Raw genomic sequence first — 22,965 nt, 5'->3', positions numbered from 1 at the left:
ATCGATTGCATAAAAGATAATTTGTTTATAAACCGTATTTTGGAGCATTGATTATAATGTTTCTTTCATGAGCTTTAATTAAATCATTTTAAACGTTTTTTGAACTGCCATGGCGCAGGCATAAAGCGTAATTTACAACACCATGGCCAAATACTTTTTAAAAAATACGTGTTTGCTGATGCTGCTTTTATCAGCATGGGTAAATAATGCGCATGCTGATAACGGATATAAACTATGGCTTGAATATAATAAAATAAGCGACCAAAAAAAGGCAGCGCTTTATAGCCGGCAATTAAAATACCTCGTATTTCCTGCTGCTTCAGCACAGCTTAAGGCAGCAAAAGAGGAACTATTAACAGGCCTTAATAGTATGTTATCATTAGCGCCTACAAATAGTAAGGCTGTAATCAATGGACAAACACTCGTGGTTGGTACACCTCTTTCACTAAAATCATGGGCAATAGCTGTTCCCGATAGTATTGGAAATGAAGGATACCTCCTGAAGACCGTTTCTGTAAATAAAAAGGAATGCACATTAATAGTGGCAAATACAGATGCCGGCGTTATATATGGTGTTTTTAATTTTTTAAAGCTTATCCAAACCCGGCAGTCAATAAACAGCCTGGATGTTTCGGAGCATCCCCGTATCATGTACCGCATACTTGATCATTGGGATAATCTTAACCGCACTGTTGAACGTGGTTATGCCGGCTCATCCATCTGGAACTGGCACAAGCTGCCGCAGATTATCGACCAGCGATATATTGATTATGCCCGGGCTAATGCATCTGTAGGCATAAATGGTTCCGTGGTAAATAACGTTAATGCCGATGCTTTGATTTTATCCCCTCAATATTTGCTTAAGCTGCAGGCACTGGCTAATGTTTTCAGGCGGTACGGCATTAAAATATATATATCCGTAAAATTCAGCAGCCCGGTTGAGCTTGGAGGCTTAAAAACAGCAGATCCACTTGATGTGGAAGTGAAAAGATGGTGGATAGATAAGGTGAATGAAATTTATAGCTACATCCCGGATTTTGGTGGTTTTTTGGTAAAGGCAAATTCCGAAGGGCAGCCTGGTCCCCAAACTTATGGCAGAAGCCACGCCGATGGCGCCAACATGCTGGCTGATGCATTGGCACCGCACAAGAGCATAGTGATGTGGCGCGCATTTGTATATGATAATAAAGTACCCGACGACCGCTCGAAACAGGCCTATAATGAGTTTAAACCTTTTGATGGTAAGTTTAAGGACAACGTGATTATTCAGGTAAAAAACGGGCCTATTGATTTCCAGCCCCGGGAACCTTTTCATCCTTTGTTTGGCGCAATGCCCAATACGCCTTTGATGATGGAGTTCCAGTTAACGCAGGAATACTTAGGCTTTTCAACTCATTTAGTTTATGAAGCACCTTTGTTTGTCGAGTGCCTGCAATCAGATACTTATACTCATGGCAAAGGCTCAACGGTATCAAATGTGATAACAGGCAGGTTTAACAAAAAGCTGATAACAGGCATGGCGGGCGTGGCCAATATCGGTACGGACTTAAACTGGTGCGGGCATCCTTTTGCACAAGCCAACTGGTATGCCTTTGGCAGGCTGGCCTGGAACCCTGATCAATCGCCGGGTATTATCGCAGGCGACTGGATCCGGATGACGTTTACCAATGATGCCGGTTTTGTAACTCCTGTTAAAAAAATAATGCTGCAGTCGCGGGAGAATACCGTTAATTATATGACACCGCTTGGGCTGCATCACATCATGGGACTTTCAACCCATTATGGGCCGGGGCCATGGGTTGACCAGGCCGGCCGGCCTGATTGGAATTCTACATACTATCACAAGGCGGATTCTGCCGGTATTGGCTTCGACCGTACGAGCGCGGGCAGCGATGCACTGGGACAGTATGCGCCGCAGGTTAAAGCATATTGGGAAAATCTGGCAACGTGTCCCGATGCATATATTTTATGGTTTCACCACTTAAAATGGACATATAAGATGCGATCGGGGAGACCACTGTGGGATGAATTGGTAAATCATTATTACATGGGTGCTGGTTCGGTGAAACAAATGGGTTTGATATGGGACAGTATTCCAGGAATGATAGATAATGAGCGCTATATAGCGGTGAAACAACTTATGAATGTTCAGCTTGCAGAAGCCAACAGGTGGCGTGATGCTTGTGTGCTATATTTCCAGACCTTTTCAAAAATGCCAATTGATAATAACTATCCCAAGCCCGAACACCCGCTTTCTTATTACAAAGACATGAAATTTTACTTTGTGCCGGGAATAGGGGGGAATAATTACATGACCAATTAATCATCACCATAAATTAACCGCCAATGAGCAATCAAATTACAACATCAAAACTAACCATTGCCTTATTTTTAGCATGTTTTTTAAACGCATGTACTTCAACAGGTAAAAAAGCCGATAATGCAGATAGCAGCAAGGCCGACACCAGTAAGAAAGTGAAATACCTTGCGGAACCCCTTATCAGCTCTATTTACACAGCCGACCCCTCGGCTCATGTATTTAACGGTAAAATCTATATCTATCCCTCACATGATATTGATGCGGGGATTCCCGAAAATGATAACGGCGATCACTTCGCGATGAAAGATTATCATATCCTCTCTATGGATAGCATTGGTGGTAAACTTACAGATAATGGGGTAGGGCTCGACATAAAAGACATTCCATGGGCTGGCCGGCAATTATGGGCACCTGATGCTGCTTATAAAAACGGCACCTATTATCTTTATTTCCCGGTTAAGGATAAAAAAGATGTATTTCATATTGGTGTTGCCACATCAGCTAACCCGGCAGGTCCTTTTAAAGCTGATCCCGAACCAATTGCAGGTAGTTACAGCATTGATCCTGCCGTGTTTACCGATACTGATGGCAAAACATACATGTATTTTGGTGGTATCTGGGGTGGACAATTGCAACGATGGATAACCGGGAAATATGAGGCCGATGGTTCAAAAACTGATTCGAAACAAGAGGATGCACCTGCCATCAGTTGCAAGGTGGCTTTACTTAAACCCGATATGAAGAATTTTGATGGCAAAGTAAAGGACGTGGTTATTTTGGATAGCCTGGGTAAACCTTTGCTGACCAAAGACCATAACCGCCGCTTTTTTGAAGGGTCATGGATGCACAAATACGATGGTAAATATTATTTCACCTATTCAACCGGTGATACACATCTGTTGTGCTATGCTACCGGTAGCAGCCCACTGGGGCCTTTTACTTATAAAGGTGTTTTCATGAAACCGGTTCAGGGCTGGACCACCCATCATTCTATAATCGAAATAAAAGGAAAGTGGTATATATTTTATCATGATACCGAACTATCGGGCAAAACCCACTTAAGAAATATTAAGGTAACTGAACTGCAGCATAATGCGAATGGTTCTATTAAACTGATCGATCCTTTCAGCCGCAATTAAGCTTTAGGATTACTATAAATCTCCTGATCAACTGGATGGTGTAAGAGATAGCGCAAAAATATGCCGAAACCATAAAAAAGCCCGTTTTCGAAAGAAAACAGGCTTTTTTTAGTTGAGATTATCAATAAAAAAACTACTCCTGGCAGTCATTTTTTATTCCCCTTAGCTGTATTCCAAATCTTCAGGGAGTATAAAGGCCACGCACAATCAACTTATCACCAGAGTCGTCTACTTCAAACAAATGGGGTATCCGGCGGTACCGGCCATTAATATTCTGGTGACTATGTACTGCCATCAACAGTTTGCCCTGGAATGTTTTGAATAGCATGCCATGTCCGAAATTAGGCGGGGTAATAGGTTCTTTCTCCTGTACCCAGGGGCCGTCGAGCGTACCGCTTGAAGAATAGGCCACGCCTTGCGTATAAACGTCATACACCCAACTCGTCCAGATCATACCCAGGCGTCCTGTTTGGGTACGGAACACGTATGGACCGTCTGTAACCTTATTGGGATGGACATTCCCATTTTCATCCTTTTCCCTGCTCCATGGGGAATCGCTGGCATGGAATAATACTTTCCCAGTTCCCACTGAGCCGCTCAAATCAGATTTCAGTTCTATTTTCTCGATAGTCCCGTTCCAGTTCTGTAACCATTCATAGCAATATATCATATAAGGCTTCCCGTCTTTGTCCACCCAAAATGTTCCGTCCAGCGTTGGTTTGTTAGCGGGCAAATAAGTAGCCTCTTGCATTGGCACATAAGGTCCGTCCGGTTGATCGCTGACCAATATATGAGATGCGCGGCGTTCTATGACATTACCTTTTACTGTATCAATCTTGACGTCACGGTTAGTGAAGGTAGCAAGGTAATAATACTTGCCCTTATACTCATGCAATTCCGCAGCCCAGATCATTGGGCGAGGCCCCATCCAGGACTGGGGATCGGTCTTTGTAAGCTGGAAGGGGCCGTCCCACAATTTGAGATCTTTGCTTTTCCAGAGCATGCCGCCGGTCCCTGTCATGTAATACATGGTAGTTTTAGGGTCTGCGAGGATACAAGGATCGCTAAGCTGGATGGAATCAAGCGGAAAATTTTTCCTCGGGATATTAATTCTTTGCTGAGCGAAAACGGTGAGTGAAAAAATCAACAAAAAATATAAAAGGGAAAAAGACTTTTTCATATCAATAAAAATTTGGCATTCTGTTTATTTATGGTTTTTTAATATTGGCTAAATACGAATGTAGGGTTGTTTTATGGAAGATTTCAACTTCGATTTTTCCATTAGGTGGGGTATCTCACCACTAATATCACTCCAAAATACATTGGCTAAATGTGGTTCAATCTTTACTTTACCAAGGCAGTCGGCGGGATGTTGTTTGGACCTCAAATATTTATTAAATTACAATGTAAAAGGGGGCATTTCGGTGATGGATAATCTGCTCATATTTGTCTTTAAAAAGAGCATAAATATTGATTTTTTTGCTGTTTTAGTTTATGGCGTTTTACTAAAATGGAACAATATTTCTAAAATTAATTGTTTATTTATAAAACTAAGTGTTATTTCGATAATAATTGTAAGCAATGATTCTTTCTGTCTTTTTGAACTTTGTTTAATGGATTTGAAAGACTGGAGATAATACAAACGGTTTAATTTCAGTAATACACCTTCAGGTTAGCGAACACCAGGCTACTTGTTATTTATTCTTATTAATAAATCGTTGAGATAAATGTGATGAAGAGATTTTGGTTGTTGGTATTGCTCCAGGTTTTTATTTCGATAAGCTACGGGCAGGCGCCCATAAAGAATAAAGTTCTGAAGTATTCACTAAAAGATGGTCTTTCTTTTGGTATCGTAAATAGTATTACCCAGGATGAAAAGGGTTTTATCTGGTTTGCCACAAATGACGGATTAAACCGGTTTGATGGCTCTACTTTTAAAGTATTCAAGGCAAAGCAAGGCGATTCTACCGCACTGTCAAGTAACTATGTTCAGAAAATATTTTCAGATCACGCCGGTTATATCTGGGTATCATCACGGGATGGCTTAAGCAAGCTGGATACAAGAAACGAAAGGTTTTATCATTACAGGTTTACATCCAACCGAACAAAAAAAAATGATGTGAACGATATCATACAGAGCAAAAATGGTAATTTTTGGATCTCCTCGTATGGTTTAGGTATTACTTATTTTAAAACAAAATCCGGCGCTTTTATTAGCTATAACCGGGCAAAGCTGCCGCAATTATCCAGTGACAGGATAGTTTCTATGCTGGAAGATTCGCAGGGACTGCTTTGGTTAGGAACCCAGGACGCCGGAATTAATGTATTTCATCAGAAAAATGGAATTATCACAGATAAAATTGATATCTCTTCGCAGCTCCGCGATTTCCCCCCGGGAAGGATTAATGATATTTTTGAAGATCATCTTCACAATATTTGGATAGCAACCGGTAACGGCCTGATTCATTATAATCGGAATTTAAATAAGTTCATACGGTACCAAACCAGTCAAAAGAATATAAAAAGCAATAGGTATATCTCACTTATTGAAGATAAAGATAAAAACTTGCTTATCGGGCTCCAGGATGGCGGGCTGTATAAATTGCCATTGCAATCCGTTACCGATTCCGGTTTAAAAAACTTTTCACTTACACCTGTCACCGGTGATGATGGTTATAATATCACGCAAAGATCAGTACAAACCCTATATGTTGACCGCGACCAGAATATTTGGGTTGGTACATATGGGGAGGGGATTTATATGATTAGCAGCATTAGAGAGAAGTTTACGAAGATCCAAAAAAACAGATCTGATACTGTTGGTAAAAGCTTAATCAGATTTTATGGGATGTGCCAGGATGCAAACGGGTCGTTATGGTTTGGAACCGATGGCGATGGTATCTTTAAAGCTTTGCCAGATGGAAGTATTGCAAAACATTATTACGCAGATGGACGCCTGGGGAGCCTAACAGATAATGCTGTTTTATCCGGTTATCTTGACCGTGAAAATAATTTATGGTTTGGCACATATTCCAAAGGGCTCTTTCGCTATGATAGAAAAGCGGACTTGTTTGTCAATTATAGTCATAGCGCCGACGACATTAAAACTATCGGCGGGAACGATGTTCGGGTTATTTATCAGGATAGCCACAAGAATTTATGGGTTGGTACTAATGGAGGCGGGCTTAGTCTTTTCAATCCGGATACAAAGACCTTTACAAATTATAATCCGGGAAACAGCGCACTTAGTTCCTATGATGTAAGGGCAATAATTGAAGACAATAAAGGAAACTTATTTATAGGAACTTATGGTGGTGGATTAGACTATTTGGAGGTTCAAAGTAAAAAGATCCGGCGATTTTTTAATTCCGCAGAAGAAAAGGTATACATGCCGAGTGAGGTTATTTTTTCATTGTATCTGGATAATAAATATAGGCTTTGGATAGGCACGGAAGGTGATGGTCTTGTGATCTATAATTTCCAGAATCGAACATTTAAGCAGTATAATGAAAGGAACAAACTGGCCAATAATACAATTTACGCCATTAAAAAGGCCGGCGATAATTCGGTATGGTTGAGTACAAATAACGGCATATCCAACATTGACCCAACAGCAGGCAAAGTATTGAATTTTGATCAATCAGATGGCTTACAGGCCGGACAGTTCAATGTAGGGTCTGTTATGTATGATAGCCGGAGCAGGCTGATGTATTTTGGAGGCACCGAAGGTCTTAACGTTTTTGAGCCAGAAAAAGTAAGCAAAAGCAATTTTAAACCTAAAGTTATCATAACGGGCTTACAGATTTTCGGAAAACCGGTTGAAGTGGGGGATCCCGGCGAAAATGGAGCTGTTTTGTCGCGAACGATTAATGAAACTAAACAGTTGATTTTGCAACCCGATCAATCGGTGTTCTCCATTCAATATACTTCATTGAACTACGCTTATCCGCAAAAAGGCGCTTTTGCTTATAAAATGGAAGGATTGGACAAATCCTGGAATTTTGTTGGTAACCAACGATCAGCAACATACCGGTACCTGGAACCGGGAGATTATACGTTCCGGGTCAAATGTTCCAATCAGGACGGCATATGGTTTGATGATTTTGCAACATTGCAAGTTAAAATTTTGCCGCCCTGGTATAAAACATGGTGGGCATATCTATGCTATATTGCAGTGGCAGGCCTTATTATCTATTATTACCGGCTTTACCGGGCAAACCAGTCCAGGTTGAAGTACGAAATAAAGATCACCCAATTATCCGCTGAAAAAGACAGGGAACTGAATGAGCGTAAATTATCCTTTTTTACCAATATTTCCCATGAATTTCGGACACCTTTGACGCTTATTATAAACCCTGTTAAGGAATTATTATATCATGAAAACGAGATTGACACAAGTAGCCTTAATATAGTTTATCGAAATGCTAAAAGATTGTTAAGTCTGGTAGATCAGCTGCTTCTATTTCGTAAGGCCGAATCGCAGGCGGATGCATTAACTATTTTCCGGCTTAACATCGTTGAATTAAGTAAGGAAGTGTTTTTATGTTTTACCTATCAGGCAAAAGCTAAAGGCCTGTTTTTTGAATTCAATTGCACAAATGAGCATATTGAAATATTTGCCGACAGGGAAAAGATGGAAATAGTGCTTTTTAACTTGTTGTCAAATGCCATAAAATACACGCCAGCCGGTGGAAGTGTAAAATTGGTGATTACGGAACAGGAAGCTAACGTAAACATTGAAATTATTGACACTGGTTATGGTATTAAAGAGGGGACGGGCGACAAGCTATATTCACAGTTTTACCAGGAGGAACATATCAAAAATCCTTCAACCGGCGGTTTTGGTATCGGTTTGTTCCTTGTTAAAAAATTTGTGGAGGATCATTCCGGAAATATAAATTATGAAAGTGCTGTAGGTGGAGGAACACGATTTACGGTTACCTTATTAAAAGGAAAGGAACATTTAAAGAGCAATATCATTTTCGAAGACGATGAAACCAGTTCCGTTATTTTGCAGGAACTCGTTGAAAGCGAAATTGTAAACAATCCGGAAGCAGAAGATGTCAATTTACTTTTTGAAGATGCTGACCTTAATGGCGATTTAAAGTCAATATTAATTATAGATGATAATAAGGATTTAAGAGAATATCTTAAAATGATTTTCAAACATGATTACAAAGTTTATTCAGCCGATAATGGTAAAGAAGGGCTGTTAATTACCAGGGAGCATTTACCCGACATCGTGATCAGTGATGTGATGATGGACGGAATGAGCGGTATAGAGCTTTGTGCCGCGATACGGGAGGATATTAACATCAGTCATATACCGGTTATACTCCTCACTTCAAGCTCATCTCCTGATATAAAATTAAAGGGTATTGAAGGCGGTGCGGATGATTACATCAGTAAACCTTTTGATAAAGAGATTCTTAAAGCCCGTGTAGCAGGTATTTTAAAAAATAAAAATACTTTGCAAAAGTACTTTTATAATGAAATTACGCTTAACTCAAGTAACCAGAAAATACCCGCCGAGTATAAAAACTTTTTAGAAAATTGCATAAAGATTGTTGAAGAAAATATCAAGAACCCCGACTTTGGTATTCAGATCCTGGCGAGGGAATTGGGCATATCAAATTCTACATTGTATAAAAAGGTCAAATTTATTTCGGGCCAGTCTGCCAACGGATTTATAAGATTTATCAGGCTGAGAAAAGCTGCCGAGATATTGATCAATACCAGGCATAATGTCTTTGAAACAACTTATCTTGTTGGAATCAACGACATCAAATATTTCAGGGAACAGTTTAAAAAGCTATTTGGCATAAATCCGTCCCAGTATATTAAAAAGTACCGGAAAGTTTTTTCTGAAGATATGGTACATAATGAATTCAATAATACACTTAAAGATTTGCGGGAAGACTAAGAAGCTATTAATTTGATTTATTAAGTGTTCCATTTGAGTGCAGTGGAACACCCCGAACGCTTTGGAACGCATTGTGGCTGATTATCAATAACTTAAGCTTTGTAAAAATCAACAAAAAGCGGAACACTTATACGGCTGATAATCAACATTATAAACCCAAATATTAACTTGTGATTAAAATCAAGCTGACGGATTGTAGGCCGATATCTGAATTTATCTCGCGCAAAGACGCTAAAACGCAAAGTGATTTACTTCTTTTTTTTTTGTTAATTAATTTCTATATAGTGTTCCTGTCTTCACTATAAATACACTTTTTTGAAGAAAAATCAATTTATATCGGGATATATAGAGCCGGATTAATTGGAAACTTATCAGCCTCTGAGACTTTCGGTTACTAATACTTTCGGCATACGGTTCACCTGTGACGTTACAGGTACCCTTTGGCGGCAGGCATTTTCTAATAGTGTGTGTTTCATGATACGAAGAGGACTTTGTATTTAAAAAGGTTATCGTTGGTAAATGAAGGATACCCTTGAAACAGTCTTGTTGATCCCGTCAGTATGTTCCTGCAGACAACCAATTCTTTTCTGAACTCATCAGGAATTCATTTAATATTCATTTACCGAAGGGAGTAAAGCTGATTTTTTTGTCGTTTTTATAGCTAAAATATCTTTTTACCCCTTTTTTTTTGACGATTAACCACCCGTCGGTTATATGGATTTGATCGACCTTAGCTGCCATAAACCAAATTCTGCGTGCTTTATTTATTATTTGATCTATAGCCAGCCAGGTGATAAACCATTGGCGGCTGAACAAATTGCACGTGTTTTTTTAATCAATAATTAACCCTAAAATTTTAAAACATGAGAAAAAATTTACTGAAGGAATTTTCACCGCATGGAAACGCAGGAAGAACTTTAAGTATACTGCTTGTTGGTGCTGTTGCCTTTTTATCCCCACTGGGCGGGCATGCGAAGAGCCTGGGGCATGCAATAACAGCTGAAAGGCTGAAAAACGCGGACCTGACCATAACGGGTGTGGTAACAGATGAAAAAGGATTGCCACTTCCCGGGGTCACTATTCTTGTTAAGGGAACTACACAAGGTACGGTATCTGATAGTAACGGTAAATATTCCATAACTGTGAAGGATCAAAATGCTTATCTCGTATTCAGTTCTATCGGCTATATTTCGCAGGAAATCGCGGTAAACGGGAAATCAGGCATCAATGTACAGTTGGTTGGGGATTCCAAATCTTTGAACGAGATTGTAGTTGTAGGCTACGGCTCACAGAAAAAAGCCACCCTTACAGGTTCAATATCACRGGTTAAAGGGTCCGAGTTGGTTAAAAGCCCCCAACCCAATCTTTCAAATGCGCTTGCCGGCAGGTTTTCGGGCGTTATTGTCAATAACCGCAGCGGTGAGCCTGGCTATGATGGCTCAAACATAACTATTCGTGGCTTAGCAACTACCGGTAAAAATGATGTGCTTGTTGTAGTTGATGGTGTACCCGGTCAGATAGGCGGTTTGGAAAGGCTTGACCCTAATGATATCGAAAGCATGTCGGTACTAAAGGATGCATCGGCAGCCATATATGGTAACAGGGCGGCCAATGGCGTTATTTTGGTTACTACCAAAAGAGGTAAAACCGGTAAGCCAACCATTAATTACAGCTTTAACCAGGGCTTTAGTTCACCTACCCGCCTGCCTAAAATGGCGGATGCGGCAACTTATGGCCAAATCATGAACGAGATCAACTATGACTCGAACCCTGCCGGTGGCTTAAACCAATCTTACACCGCCGCTCAGATCCAAAAATTCAAAGACGGATCTGACCCGCTTAACTATCCAAACACCGATTGGGAAAAACAAACGCTTAAGAGTACTGCTCTGCAAAATCAACATAGTTTGTCTGTAGCTGGTGGAAGCGATGACGTGAAATACTTTGTATCCCTTGGTACCATTTACCAGGATGGTTTATATAAAAACGGCGCTACCAAATATCACCAATATAACTTCCGCTCAAATATTGATGCCAACGTTACCAAACGGTTAAAAGTTGGTTTATCACTCTCTGGTCGCGAAGAAGACCGGGCATTCCCTGTGGTTGGTGCAGGCAATGTTTTTCGCTCTATATACAGGGCAAAACCTATAGTTGGTGCATATTATCCAAACGGCTTGCCAACAACGGGTATCGAAAACAACAACCCTGCTGTACAGGTAACTGACATTGGCGGAACAAATAATAACCCAACACAGGTTTTAAACGCTATTTTAAAGGGCAGTTATGCTATACCTGGTATTGAAGGTTTATCACTCGATGGATTCTTTTCAGTAGATAAATCAAATACTTTTGATAAAAACTTTAGCAAGCCGTACATTTTATATAGCTATGATCAAACCACAAATAATTATAATAAAGTTATAGTCGGCGGCAATAACAATAAGGCTACGCTGTTCGAATCACAGAATAACCAATCGCTCATCACCTCAAACATCAAGCTTAACTTTGTACGGAATTTTGGGCTGCATGACATCAACGCGTTTGTTGGTTATGAGCAAAGCAAAAATCACCTGGAGTATTTCGATGCTACCCGCTTTAACTATTTATCATCACAATTGCCAGAACTGTCACAAGGTGGTGGTGCAGCTACAGACTACCTAAACTCTGGCTACAGCTCAAACTACAACCGCCGTAGTGTTATTAGCCGTTTAGCTTATGCCTATGACGAAAAGTATTTATTTGAAGGCCAGTTCCGCGCGGACGGCAGCTCTATCTTCCCAAGTGGGAAGCAATGGGGATATTTTCCATCAGCTTCTGTTGGTTGGAGGATCTCAAAGGAAGACTGGTTTAAAAACAGTGTTGGTTTTTTTAATGATCTGAAGTTAAGGGCTTCGTACGGTTCATTAGGTAATGATAACGTGAACGGTTTTCAGTATTTTGATAATTATGTTTTGGTTAACAATGGCTTTGTTGCCGGCGATCCCTCGACCAATACAAATACTATCCAGCCAAACGTTAACCTGGTAAAGCTGGCAAACCCCAATATAACCTGGGAAGTAGCCAAAAAGCTTGATATAGGTATAAACGCCACTTTCCTGCATGACTTTACGTTAGAGGCCATCTATTTTAAACAAAAAAGATCTGATATTCTTACTGCCCGTAATGCTTCATTGCCCGGTTCTTCGGGTATTGTAAACCCTTATAATGATGGATCTGCTAATTACAACCCTTTGGTACCATCTGAAAATATAGGTAAAGTTAACAGCCAGGGTTTTGAGGTAACTTTGGGGTACAACCACACCAGCAATGAGTTTACCTGGGGTGTAAGCGGCAATATTACCTACGCTAAAAGTAAGATCATTTTTATTGATGAAGCCAGCGGTACTTTAGCCTATCAGCGCCAAACCGGTTTGCCTTTAGGTACCAGCCTGCTTTACAATAGCATTGGTATGTTCCGTACGCAACAGGACCTTGACAGCTACCCGCACGTTACCGGTGCTAAAGTTGGCGATTTGAAATACCTGGATTATAATGGCGACGGTAAAATAACAGCTGATGACCAAACACGCACCAAGTATGGCAATATCCCGCAAATTACTTACGGCTTTACGGTTAACGCAGCCTACAAAAGATTCGACTTATCAGTATTGTTTTCAGGACAGGCTCAGGTTAGCCAGTATGTTTTACCAGAAGCGGGTAGTGTAGGTAATTTTTACAGCAGCTGGGCAGATAATAGGTTCAGCCCGTCAAATACCAATGGAACTTATCCGAGGGTAACCGACCGGGCATCTAATGCTATAAGCGGCGGACAATATAATAGCACTTTCTGGCTTAATGATGCATCGTTCTTCAGGTTAAAGAATGTGCAGTTGGGCTACAATTTCAATGCGCCGTTCCTTTCAAAAATTAAAATCGGTGGCTTAAGGGTATATGCAAGCGCATTCAACCTGTTTACCATTACCAAGGTGAAGGACTACGATCCGGAAGGAACAAGTGGCAGCGGCCAGTTTTATCCGCAGCAAAGAATTTTAAACTTAGGTGTTAACGTGAAATTTTAATCAGAAGACGATAATGAAACTACAATATAAAACCCCGCTATATTTTATCATGGGCGGTATGCTGACTATAACAGCATGTAAAAAAAATCTTTTAGATGTACAGCCTACGGATAGGATAGCTACTTCGGCCATTGAGGCAGACACGGCTGTTTTTGAGGCCTTTGTAACCAACCGTTATATAGGAGCCAAGTTACAAGATAAAGAGGGTGATGGCTCAAACCCAGGTTTTGGCCGCGGTTTTGAATATAGTATGTGGAGCTCCCTTACCGACGAATCGATCTATAACAATGATGACGCTACCTGGCTTGTGCAAAGAGGGCAGCTGGCTCCTGAAAATTTAGGCGGCGCCGGTGTACTTTGGGGGCGTAGCTACAGGAGTATCAGGGAATGTAATTACGCTTTAAGTCTTTTGCCGAATCTGCCTTTTAGTACAGGGCACAAAACGCGTATTGAAGGCGAGCTGAAATTTATAAGGGCGTTCCGCTACCAGGACCTGATTCGCAATTATGGCGGCGTTGTTTTAATGAGCGATAAAGTGACTAATCTTACTGATAATTTGCAGGATCCAGCACTGTTTAAAAGGGCCAGTATTAAAGAAAGTATTGATTACGCTGTGGCCCAGCTTGATGATGCTGCTTCAAAACTCCCTTTAGATAATGACGGCAGCTGGGTTTGGGGGCGTGCTACCAGGGGCGCTGCATTGGCTTTAAAATCAAGGTTGTTGCTTTATGCTGCAAGTCCTTTGTATAATGCAGGCAGCTGGACTAATGCTGTTACCGCAGCACAGGCGGTTATCAGTCTGAATAAATATGGGATATATGCCGGAGGGTATAATAATCTCTTTTTAACAAATGCAACCAACGAAACCATTTTTGCACGTTTATACACCAAAAACGCTAACCATACCCACCTGGAAATTGCCAACGGTCCAAACGGTTATGGCGGCTGGGCTGGTAATACCCCGCTGCAAAACCTGGTTGATGATTATGAAATGATGGACGGTAAACCCATCACTGATCCCACATCTGGTTATGACCCTACTCATCCATATGTAAACCGCGACCCAAGATTTGCGGCAACCGTGCTTTACAATGGGGCTACCTACAGGGGGCAAACGATAGACGCTTTTGTTCCGGGCGGCAAGGACAGTAAGGATGGACCTGATAACTGGAATACCACTAAAACAGGTTATTATCTAAAGAAATTCATGAACGATGCATATCCGCTTCAAAACCCCTGGGGTAATGCTGGTTTTCAGCCATGGATCTATTTCCGTTATGCCGAAATCCTGTTGAACTTTGCTGAAGCGGCCAATGAGGCGTACGGCCCCGATGTTATCCCGGCAGGTTCAACCATATCTGCACGCGCAGCCATTAACCAGATCAGGTCGCGTCCAGGTATTAACATGCCCGATCTGGCCCCAGGCCTGTCACAATCGCAAATGCGCGATGCGGTGCGCTATGAGCGCCGCGTTGAGCTGGCTTTTGAAGAGCATCGTTTTTATGACGTTCGTCGCTGGAAGATTGCCGAGGTTACCGAAAATAAGCCGGCCGCCGGGGTTATCATAACCAAAAACGCCAATGGCAGCTTTGTTTACACACCTAAAGTAGCGTTGGATGGCCGTTCCTTTGCAACTAAACACTACTGGCTGCCAATACCACGAGCCGAAATTCAGGCATCAGGTGGTCAGTTGCAGCAAAACGCCGGCTATTGATAATAATTATACCGGGGGAAGGAACTTCTTGTTCTTTCCCCCTTTTTTTAACCAAATACTAACCTATAACCCAAATTATGAAGAACCTACGTATTTTATTATTGATGGGATGTTGTGTGGTGGCAGGCTGTAAAAAAGACATGATCGCGGTAAAGCAATCATCAACAGTTGAAGTAAAAACCGGAGAAAAACCAGTTAAAACAGACTCAACACCGGCAAGCGCGCTTAAAGGTGTTAACTGGGCGGCAGATGGCGATAACTTCAGCGATGGGATCCTGGTGTTGAGCGGGCTCACTTCGTCAGATAGTTATGCTACAGTATCGGCCAAGGCTGACGCGGTATTATCCGGCATTCAAACCAATACCGGGGCCAATACGGTAAGGTTGCCGGTTAATTATTCAACCGTATCACAAGCCTGGTGGAACTCTTATACAGGGGTTATCGATAAAGCCCTGAGCAAAGGAATGAATGTTATATTAGGGTACTGGGAAGCCAAATCATCCGAAGATGGGAAGATTGATAACACTACGGAGTTTTGGTCAATGTGGCAAACCATTGTTACCAAATACGGCGGTAACGCACATGTATATTTTGAGGTTTTTAACGAACCTCATGGTTATTCTTTAACCGACTGGACTACAATTTGCGCCCAATGGTTAAGCAACTACCCTTCAATACCCCAGGGCCGGATCCTGATCAGCGGCACGTCTTACTCGCAGGATATTACAGGCGTAGGTGCCGACAGCCGTTTTTCTGGTTGCCTTTTATCCATACATGATTATACTTTTTTTAGCAACGGTACCAATACAACCGCGTTACAATGGGAAAACAGGTTGAAAGGTAACATAGGCAGCTACAGCAGCCGTGCGGTATTAACCGAATTTGGCGTACCGATGACCGGTGGAAAAAATTACACCAGTGCAATTGGCGGAGACGTGGAGATAGCTTATCTGCAGGGCCTCACTAACCAGGTGCGCTCCTTTGGAATGGGAGCTGTTTACTGGCCGGGTATTCGTACCGGTGATAGTTACAGTATCCAGCAGCTGAGTGGTACCGGCACAAGCTTAACCGTATCCACCACAAATGCATCAGGCTTAAGCCGTATCAAATATAGCTGGGGCGTGGGCGCCGGGGGGACCGATACCTTTTATACAGGTGCATACTATCGGTTTTTAAATTTAAACAGCGGCCTGGCACTTGATGTTAACGGTGGTTCAACAGCCAATGGGGCAGGCATCATACAATGGCCGCAAAATGGCGGCAATAATCAGCAATGGCAAATAACCAATAACGGCGGCGGTTATTACAAAATAACCAACCGTAACAGTAGCCTGGCGCTTGATGTTAACGGCGGTTCAACAGCCAATGGAGCGGGTATAATACAATGGCCATGGAATGGCGGCAACAACCAGCAGTGGCAGCTTACTGCAACCAGCGATGGTATATATAAGGCTATTAACCGTAACAGCAGCCTGGCGCTTGATGTTAACGGTGGCTCCGTGGCTAATGGTGCGGGCATAATACAATGGCCATGGAATGGTGGCAACAATCAGCAATGGCAAATTGTACAACAATAATAATTTTGCAATAAAACAGTGCGGCAGCGCACTGTTTTATTTAAATATGATGATACTAAGATCCACTATAAAAAAAATCCTCCCGGCTGTCATAGCTTTAGGGTTAACTGCTCATTTTGCAATAGGCCAGGTTAAGGAGGTTACAGTAAATATCAATGTTTCAAAAACGTACCAAACCATCAATAACTTTGGTGCTTCTGATGCATGGTCATGCCAGTTTGTAGGCAATTGGCCCAATGATAAACGAAACAAAATTGCCGACCTGCTTTTTAGCCGTGAAACATACGCCGACGGCTCACCCAAAGGTATTGGCTTGTCGTTGTGGCGGTTTAATATTGGTGGAGGCAGCACCCAACAGGCAGATAAAAGCGGGATTAAAGACGAATGGCGCCGTGCCGAATCATTTTTAAACAACGATGGCAGCTACAACTGGCAAAACCAGGCCGGGCAGATATGGTTTTTAAAGGCAGCCAAAAAGCGGGGGGTAAATCAGTTCCTGGGCTTTAATAATAGCCCGCCGGTGCAGTTTACCATCAATGGTAAAGCTTATGCAAGCGGTGGTAAAGTAAATATTGCCGCTGCCAAATATGATGCCTTTGCGGCATACCTGGCAAAGGTGGTAAAAGGAGTGGAGCAGGTAAGCAAAGTTGAATTTGATTATATAAGCCCGGTTAATGAGCCCCAATGGGACTGGAGTGATGGCGGACAGGAAGGATGCCCCTATAACAACACGGAGATAGCGGGCCTGGTGAAGTCAATCGAAAAAGAGTTTGTGAAAGATAATATCAGTTCAAAAATTCTTATCGGTGAGGCAGGGAGCATTAACTATTTGTTTACCGTAGGTGATAAGCCGGGGAAAGGGCTCCAGGTAAATGATTTTTTCAGACCGGGGTCGGCAAACTACATCGGCAACCTGCCGGCTGTGAGCAAAACAATTGCGGCCCACAGCTACTTTACCACATCTCCGATGGTATCAGCAGTAAAAGCCCGTAAGGCGCTTGCAGATAGTATAGCCACTATAAAGGGACTTAATTTCTGGCAATCGGAATATTGTATTTTAGGCGATAATGCAGGTGAGATAGACGGTAACAAACGCGATCTCGGTATTAATGCTGCGCTGTACTTAGCCTCGGTGATCCACACCGACCTAACCGCCGCAAACGCATCGGCCTGGCAGTGGTGGACAGCTATTTCGGCTTATGACTATAAGGATGGCCTCATCTATATAGATAAAAATAAAACCGATGGTAATTTTTACCCCAGTAAAATGCTTTGGGCCATGGGGAATTACAGCAGGTTTATACCCCCCGGTTCTGTAAGGCTTGATGCCAAAGTTACCGCCGCGGAGGATAGCCCATTGCTTGTTTCCGCATATAAAAAGGGGAAGAATTTAACTGTAGTTATTATCAACCCCACCCCTGATAATGTAAATGCCGGATTTAACACAAACAATGCCAGGGTTCAATTTACCTCCTCATACATAACGTCGCAGGCAGATGAACTCAAAGCCGATAAAATAAAAGGAACTAAGAATATAATACCGGCCCGCTCTATTATAACGTTGACCGGTGTTATCGAATAAAATGTTATTCTATCTCAAATGAAAAATAAAATCTGTCTGCTTCTTTTTTTTACCGGTATATTGTTCCTGCCGCTCATACTCAGAGCCCAGGACGCAGGTAAGCCTAGCTTATTCAATTCTGCCTGGAGCTTTCACAAAGGCGACATCAGTACAGGTATTAATGGCCTTGCCGCCGAAACCCAATGGAAAACAATTGACTTACCCCATGACTGGAGTATCGAAGGGCCATTTAGTGATGAATGGGCAAGTGCTACCGGCTACTTACCCGGCGGCATAGGCTGGTATAAAAAAAGTTTTACTGCCAATAGCAGCTGGCAGGGCAGGCAGGTATACATTTATTTTGATGGGGTATATAAGAATAGCGAGGTGTGGATAAACGGCCATTACCTTGGCAAGCGCCCTAATGGATTTATTCCGTTTAAGTATGAGCTTAGCCCTTATTTAAATTTAAATGGCAAAAACACTTTAGCCGTTAAGGTTGATCACAGCGAATTTGCCGACTCAAGATGGTACACTGGCTCGGGCATTTACCGGAATGTTTATCTAATTGTTAAAAATAAGGTACACGTTGACCCATGGGACGTGGCATTTTCTACACCAACGGTTTCGGCCAATCAGGCTACGGTAAAGGTTAAAGTAAATATTACCAACAACACTGTAGGTGATGCAAAAGTGACCGTAAAGGTGAACCTGTTTAACTACAAGTTTAAAGCGGTTGCATCTGTACAAAAACAGCTTAGAGTAAAAGCCGGAAAACAGGAGGTGGAGTTCGGGCAAAAAATAGTTGGCCCGGAATTGTGGGACACCGAAAATCCTCACCTGTATAAACTCCGTGTGTCGCTTAGCCGCAATGGCAATTCCATTGATGAGGTAACACAGAATGTAGGCATTCGTAGTATCCGTTTTGATAAAGATAAAGGCTTCTTTTTAAATGAGCAAAATACCAAGCTGAAGGGGGTATGTATTCATGATGACGCGGGTGCGTTGGGTGTGGCTGTCCCGCAGGAAGTTTGGGTGCGCCGCCTTAGGATATTGAAGGATGCAGGTGTTAATTCACTTAGATTGAGCCATAATCCCCATGCTGATTATTTATATGATCTGTGCGATAAAATGGGTTTTTTGGTAATGGATGAGGCCTTTGATGAATGGGAAATAGGCAAAAATAAATGGGTATCCGGCTGGAATGCAGGCACCCCCTCAAAGAATGGTTATCATGAATATTTTAAAGAATGGGCCGATCGCGATATTCGTGATATGGTGCTGAGGGCACGTAACCATCCCTCCATTATTATGTGGAGTATCGGTAACGAAATTGATTACCCTAATGACCCTTATACACATGAAATATTAAACACCGGCCGCAATCCGCAGATCTACGGGAAAGGGTACCTGGCAGACCATCCTGCCGCCAGCGGGCTTACCACGATAGCTAAGCAACTGGTTAAAGCCGTAAAAGCTGTTGATGAAACCCGCCCGGTAACTGCTGCATTGGCAGGTGTGGTAATGTCGAACGAGGTTGGTTTCCCGGATGTATTGGATGTTGTGGGCTATAATTACCAGGAATACCGCTATCCGGATGATCATAAAAAATATCCCGGCCGAATCATTTACGGCAGCGAGAACGGTATGCAACAACAGGCCTGGAACGCTGTTGACAGTAATGAATATATCTCGGCCCAATACCTTTGGACAGGAATTGATTACCTTGGTGAAGCCGGCAAATGGCCGCAGCGCAGTAATGGCGCCGGCCTTATTGATTTGGCCGGCTTTAAAAAGCCCGAGTATTTTTTCAGGCAAAGCCTTTGGGCTGCTAAGCCGATGGCCTACATAGGCACACGTGAAATTACCAGCACCGATGGTAAGGGCATCTGGAGTCACCGTACGGCCGAGCCGGTTTGGAACTGGCAGCCAGGCAGTAAAATAAAGATTGATTGCTTTACCAACTGCCAGGAAGCAGAGCTGTTTCTGAATGGCCGATCGTTGGGTAAACAATCGCGGAGTGCGGCAAAGGGACAGGTACCTTCATGGTCGGTAGACTATCAGCCAGGTGAGCTTTTAGTTAAAGGATATAACAACGGTATTGAAGTATGCACCAATACCATAAAAACAGCCGGCGCGGCTTATCAGCTTAAAGCTATAGCTGATAATACCGTATTTGCCAGCAGAGTAAAAGGTTTAAGCCAGGTTGAAGTATACATAACTGATAAAAATGGCAACCCTGTATTTGCCGCGGATGACGAGGTAGCGGTATCAATTATTGGTCCGGCTAAATTATTGGGATTGGAAAATGGAAGCAACAGCAGTCATGAAAGCTACCAGGCCAGTCAACGAAAAGCGTTGCGCGGACGTTTGTTAGCTTATATACAAACTACGGGTAAGCCGGGAAACGTGAAAGTGGAATTCAGCGCCGGTAGCCTCAAATCATCAACCATAACATTAACCGTAAAATAGCCCTTACATAATCCCTTATAAAAATTTAACACCTGTATTTTAATTTATGAAACTAATAAAACTATTGTCCCTGTTTGTTGCCCTGTTAGCGTCGACTCAGTTGCAAGCCCAGAATGCCAAACACACTTTCTCCCTTAGCGATACCGCATTTATACTTGACGGGAAGCCGCTGCAGATCATATCCGGCGAAATGCATTACACCCGTGTACCGCGTGAAGCCTGGCGCCAGCGCATGAAAATGGCTAAGGCTATGGGACTTAATACTATTGGTACCTATGTTTTCTGGAATGTTCATGAGCCGCAAAAAGGGCATTATGATTTTACCGGTAATAATGATATAGCTGCGTTTGTTAAAACAGCCCGGGAGGAAGGCCTTTGGGTAATATTACGCCCAAGTCCCTATGTTTGCGCCGAATGGGAATTTGGTGGTTACCCATACTGGCTGGAAAACGAAAAAGACCTGCAAGTGCGTAGTACGGAGCCAAAATACCTGGAGGCCTATCGTAAGTATATTATGCAGGTAGGTAAACAGCTGGCGCCATTACAGGTAAACCGGGGTGGTAATATTTTAATGGTTCAGATTGAAAACGAGTACGGATCATACGGAAGTGATAAGAATTACCTCGCCCTTAATCGTAAAATGTTCATTGATGCAGGCTTTGACGGTCAACTGTACACATGCGACCCCGAACCTGCCATTAAAGACGGTCACCTGCCCGGGCTATTGCCAGCCATTAACGGCGTGGATGATGTGGCCAAAGTAAAACAACTGATAAAGGAAAACCATGACGGAAAAGGCCCGTTCTTTATTGCCGAATGGTACCCGGCCTGGTTTGACTGGTGGGGAACTCAACACCATACTGTTCCAGCCGAAAAGTATTTGCCGAAGCTTGACTCTGTACTCAATGCCGGCATCTCCATTAATATGTACATGTTTCATGGCGGCACAACCCGTGGTTTTATGAACGGTGCTAATTATAGCGATAAAGACCCCTACGAGCCGCAGATCAGCAGTTATGATTATGATGCCCCGTTAGATGAAGCGGGCAATGCTACCGAAAAATTTATGGGCTTCCGGAATGTGATTGCAAAGCATTTGCCTGCCGGTGTACAATTGCCCCCGGTTCCTGCAGCTAAACCTGTTATCAGCATAAAATCAATTCAGCTTAAGCAAACTGTAAATTTATTGAATACATTACCAATACCTAAGGAAAGCTTAAACCCGCTTACTTTTGAAGACCTGCACCAGGACTATGGTTTTGTTTTGTATCGCACCACAATTAAAGGAGGCAAAAGTGGTTTTATCAAGCTTGATGGATTAAGAGATTATGCGGTAGTAATGGTAAATGGGAAAAGAATAGGGACCCTTGACCGCAGACTAAGACAGGATAGTTTACAGCTTACTTTACCGGCAGGCAAAGTAACACTTGATATACTTGTTGAGAATTTGGGTCGCATTAATTTTGGTAAATATCTGTTGCAAAACAAAAAAGGTATTACCGGAAACGTGCTTTTTGACGGTAATCAATTACTGAAATGGAAAACGTATTCTCTACCTTTTAGTAATTTGAGTGCGGTAAAATTTGGCATTCAAACAGAAAACGCACAATCGCCGGTTATTAAAAAAGGACAATTTAACCTGGATACTATCGGTGACACCTACCTTGATATGAGCAATTGGGGCAAAGGCGTAATATGGGTAAATGGCCACAATTTAGGCAGGTACTGGAATATCGGTCCGCAACAAACGGTTTATTTACCGGCCGAATGGCTTAAAAAAACGAACGAAATTGTTGTATTAGAGTTAATTAAACCAGGGGAGCGAAACCTGACCGGATTAAGTAAGCCGGTGTTAAGTGCAATGTAACGTAAAGAATGTTTATTGTGCAGCATAAGACGAGCTAAATGGGGGGCTGCTAATAAAGAGTTAGGCCAGTAACATTTGGAAATACAAAAACCAAGACGGTTACGGTATCGCAGAGAACTGCTTGCAAGGGGGGGTCAAACATAATCTCATTTATTCAGAGGGGGCGTTTAGAACACCCTCTATCAGTGAAGTGTTTGCTCATCACCCTCTTAGGACCAGAGAAAAATGGCTGATCTTTGTGAAACAATCATCGATGTTTTTGCGGCAAAACCCCTTCAGTTCAACAAAAAACTTGTTAAATCGCTAATCACACGATTGAACATATAGAAGA

The 22,965-nt window shown here is 42.3% G+C and carries 10 protein-coding genes; 9 read left to right on the top strand and 1 reads right to left on the bottom strand.

All coding sequences use genetic code 11. From position 1 onward, the window contains the following. The first annotated feature begins 142 nt into the window (after positions 1–142). Both AC1DQW_RS06990 and AC1DQW_RS06985 read left to right on the top strand, forming a co-directional pair. Entirely contained in the window at positions 143–2,323 is a 2,181-nt protein-coding gene (locus tag AC1DQW_RS06990; RefSeq protein ID WP_477453434.1) for an alpha-glucuronidase family glycosyl hydrolase, read from the top strand. 23 nt (positions 2,324–2,346) lie between these two features. Further along, the gene (locus AC1DQW_RS06985; protein ID WP_477453433.1) at positions 2,347–3,459 is read left to right on the top strand and encodes a glycoside hydrolase family 43 protein; all 1,113 of its coding nucleotides are present in this window, start codon (positions 2,347–2,349) and stop codon (positions 3,457–3,459) included. A gap of 181 nt (positions 3,460–3,640) precedes the next feature. Here AC1DQW_RS06985 and AC1DQW_RS06980 read toward each other — a convergent pair whose 3' ends face one another. Further along, a complete protein-coding gene (locus tag AC1DQW_RS06980) occupies positions 3,641–4,639 on the bottom strand; it encodes a glycoside hydrolase family 43 protein (protein WP_477453432.1) in 999 nt (332 codons plus the stop codon). Between the two features lie 552 nt (positions 4,640–5,191). Between AC1DQW_RS06980 and AC1DQW_RS06975 the strand changes: the two genes are divergently transcribed. From AC1DQW_RS06975 to AC1DQW_RS06945, 7 genes are all read left to right on the top strand, one after another. Continuing rightward, positions 5,192–9,382 (top strand): hybrid sensor histidine kinase/response regulator transcription factor, encoded by a 4,191-nt coding sequence (locus AC1DQW_RS06975; protein WP_477453431.1) that lies wholly within the window; start codon positions 5,192–5,194, stop codon positions 9,380–9,382. Between the two features lie 863 nt (positions 9,383–10,245). Then, the gene (locus AC1DQW_RS06970) at positions 10,246–13,443 is read left to right on the top strand and encodes a SusC/RagA family TonB-linked outer membrane protein (protein WP_477453430.1); all 3,198 of its coding nucleotides are present in this window, start codon (positions 10,246–10,248) and stop codon (positions 13,441–13,443) included. 13 nt (positions 13,444–13,456) lie between these two features. After that, positions 13,457–15,157, top strand: coding sequence for a RagB/SusD family nutrient uptake outer membrane protein (locus AC1DQW_RS06965; protein ID WP_477453429.1), 1,701 nt, complete (start codon positions 13,457–13,459; stop codon positions 15,155–15,157). A gap of 77 nt (positions 15,158–15,234) precedes the next feature. Further along, on the top strand, positions 15,235–16,734 hold the full coding sequence (locus AC1DQW_RS06960) for an RICIN domain-containing protein (protein WP_477453428.1): 1,500 nt from the start codon (positions 15,235–15,237) through the stop codon (positions 16,732–16,734). A 46-nt stretch (positions 16,735–16,780) separates the two neighbouring features. Further along, entirely contained in the window at positions 16,781–18,316 is a 1,536-nt protein-coding gene (locus AC1DQW_RS06955; RefSeq protein ID WP_477453427.1) for a glycoside hydrolase, read from the top strand. Between the two features lie 18 nt (positions 18,317–18,334). Further along, on the top strand, positions 18,335–20,767 hold the full coding sequence (locus tag AC1DQW_RS06950) for a glycoside hydrolase family 2 TIM barrel-domain containing protein (protein ID WP_477453426.1): 2,433 nt from the start codon (positions 18,335–18,337) through the stop codon (positions 20,765–20,767). Between the two features lie 46 nt (positions 20,768–20,813). Continuing rightward, positions 20,814–22,634, top strand: a complete 1,821-nt coding sequence (locus AC1DQW_RS06945) for a glycoside hydrolase family 35 protein (RefSeq protein WP_477453425.1) — start codon at positions 20,814–20,816, stop codon at positions 22,632–22,634. The last annotated feature ends 331 nt before the right edge of the window (positions 22,635–22,965 follow it).

The sequence above is a fragment of the Mucilaginibacter sp. P5_A4 genome (assembly GCF_056400605.1).
This window is presented reverse-complemented; position numbering and strand designations above follow the sequence as displayed.

Excerpts from the sequence above, each read along its gene's own strand:
- AC1DQW_RS06990 (WP_477453434.1), top strand. The coding sequence starts at position 143 with ATGGCCAAATACTTTTTAAAAAATACGTGTTTGCTGATGCTGCTTTTA.
- AC1DQW_RS06985 (WP_477453433.1), top strand. The coding sequence starts at position 2,347 with ATGAGCAATCAAATTACAACATCAAAACTAACCATTGCCTTATTTTTA.
- AC1DQW_RS06980 (WP_477453432.1), bottom strand. The coding sequence starts at position 4,639 with ATGAAAAAGTCTTTTTCCCTTTTATATTTTTTGTTGATTTTTTCACTC.
- AC1DQW_RS06975 (WP_477453431.1), top strand. The coding sequence starts at position 5,192 with ATGAAGAGATTTTGGTTGTTGGTATTGCTCCAGGTTTTTATTTCGATA.
- AC1DQW_RS06965 (WP_477453429.1), top strand. The coding sequence starts at position 13,457 with ATGAAACTACAATATAAAACCCCGCTATATTTTATCATGGGCGGTATG.
- AC1DQW_RS06960 (WP_477453428.1), top strand. The coding sequence starts at position 15,235 with ATGAAGAACCTACGTATTTTATTATTGATGGGATGTTGTGTGGTGGCA.
- AC1DQW_RS06955 (WP_477453427.1), top strand. The coding sequence starts at position 16,781 with ATGATGATACTAAGATCCACTATAAAAAAAATCCTCCCGGCTGTCATA.
- AC1DQW_RS06950 (WP_477453426.1), top strand. The coding sequence starts at position 18,335 with ATGAAAAATAAAATCTGTCTGCTTCTTTTTTTTACCGGTATATTGTTC.
- AC1DQW_RS06945 (WP_477453425.1), top strand. The coding sequence starts at position 20,814 with ATGAAACTAATAAAACTATTGTCCCTGTTTGTTGCCCTGTTAGCGTCG.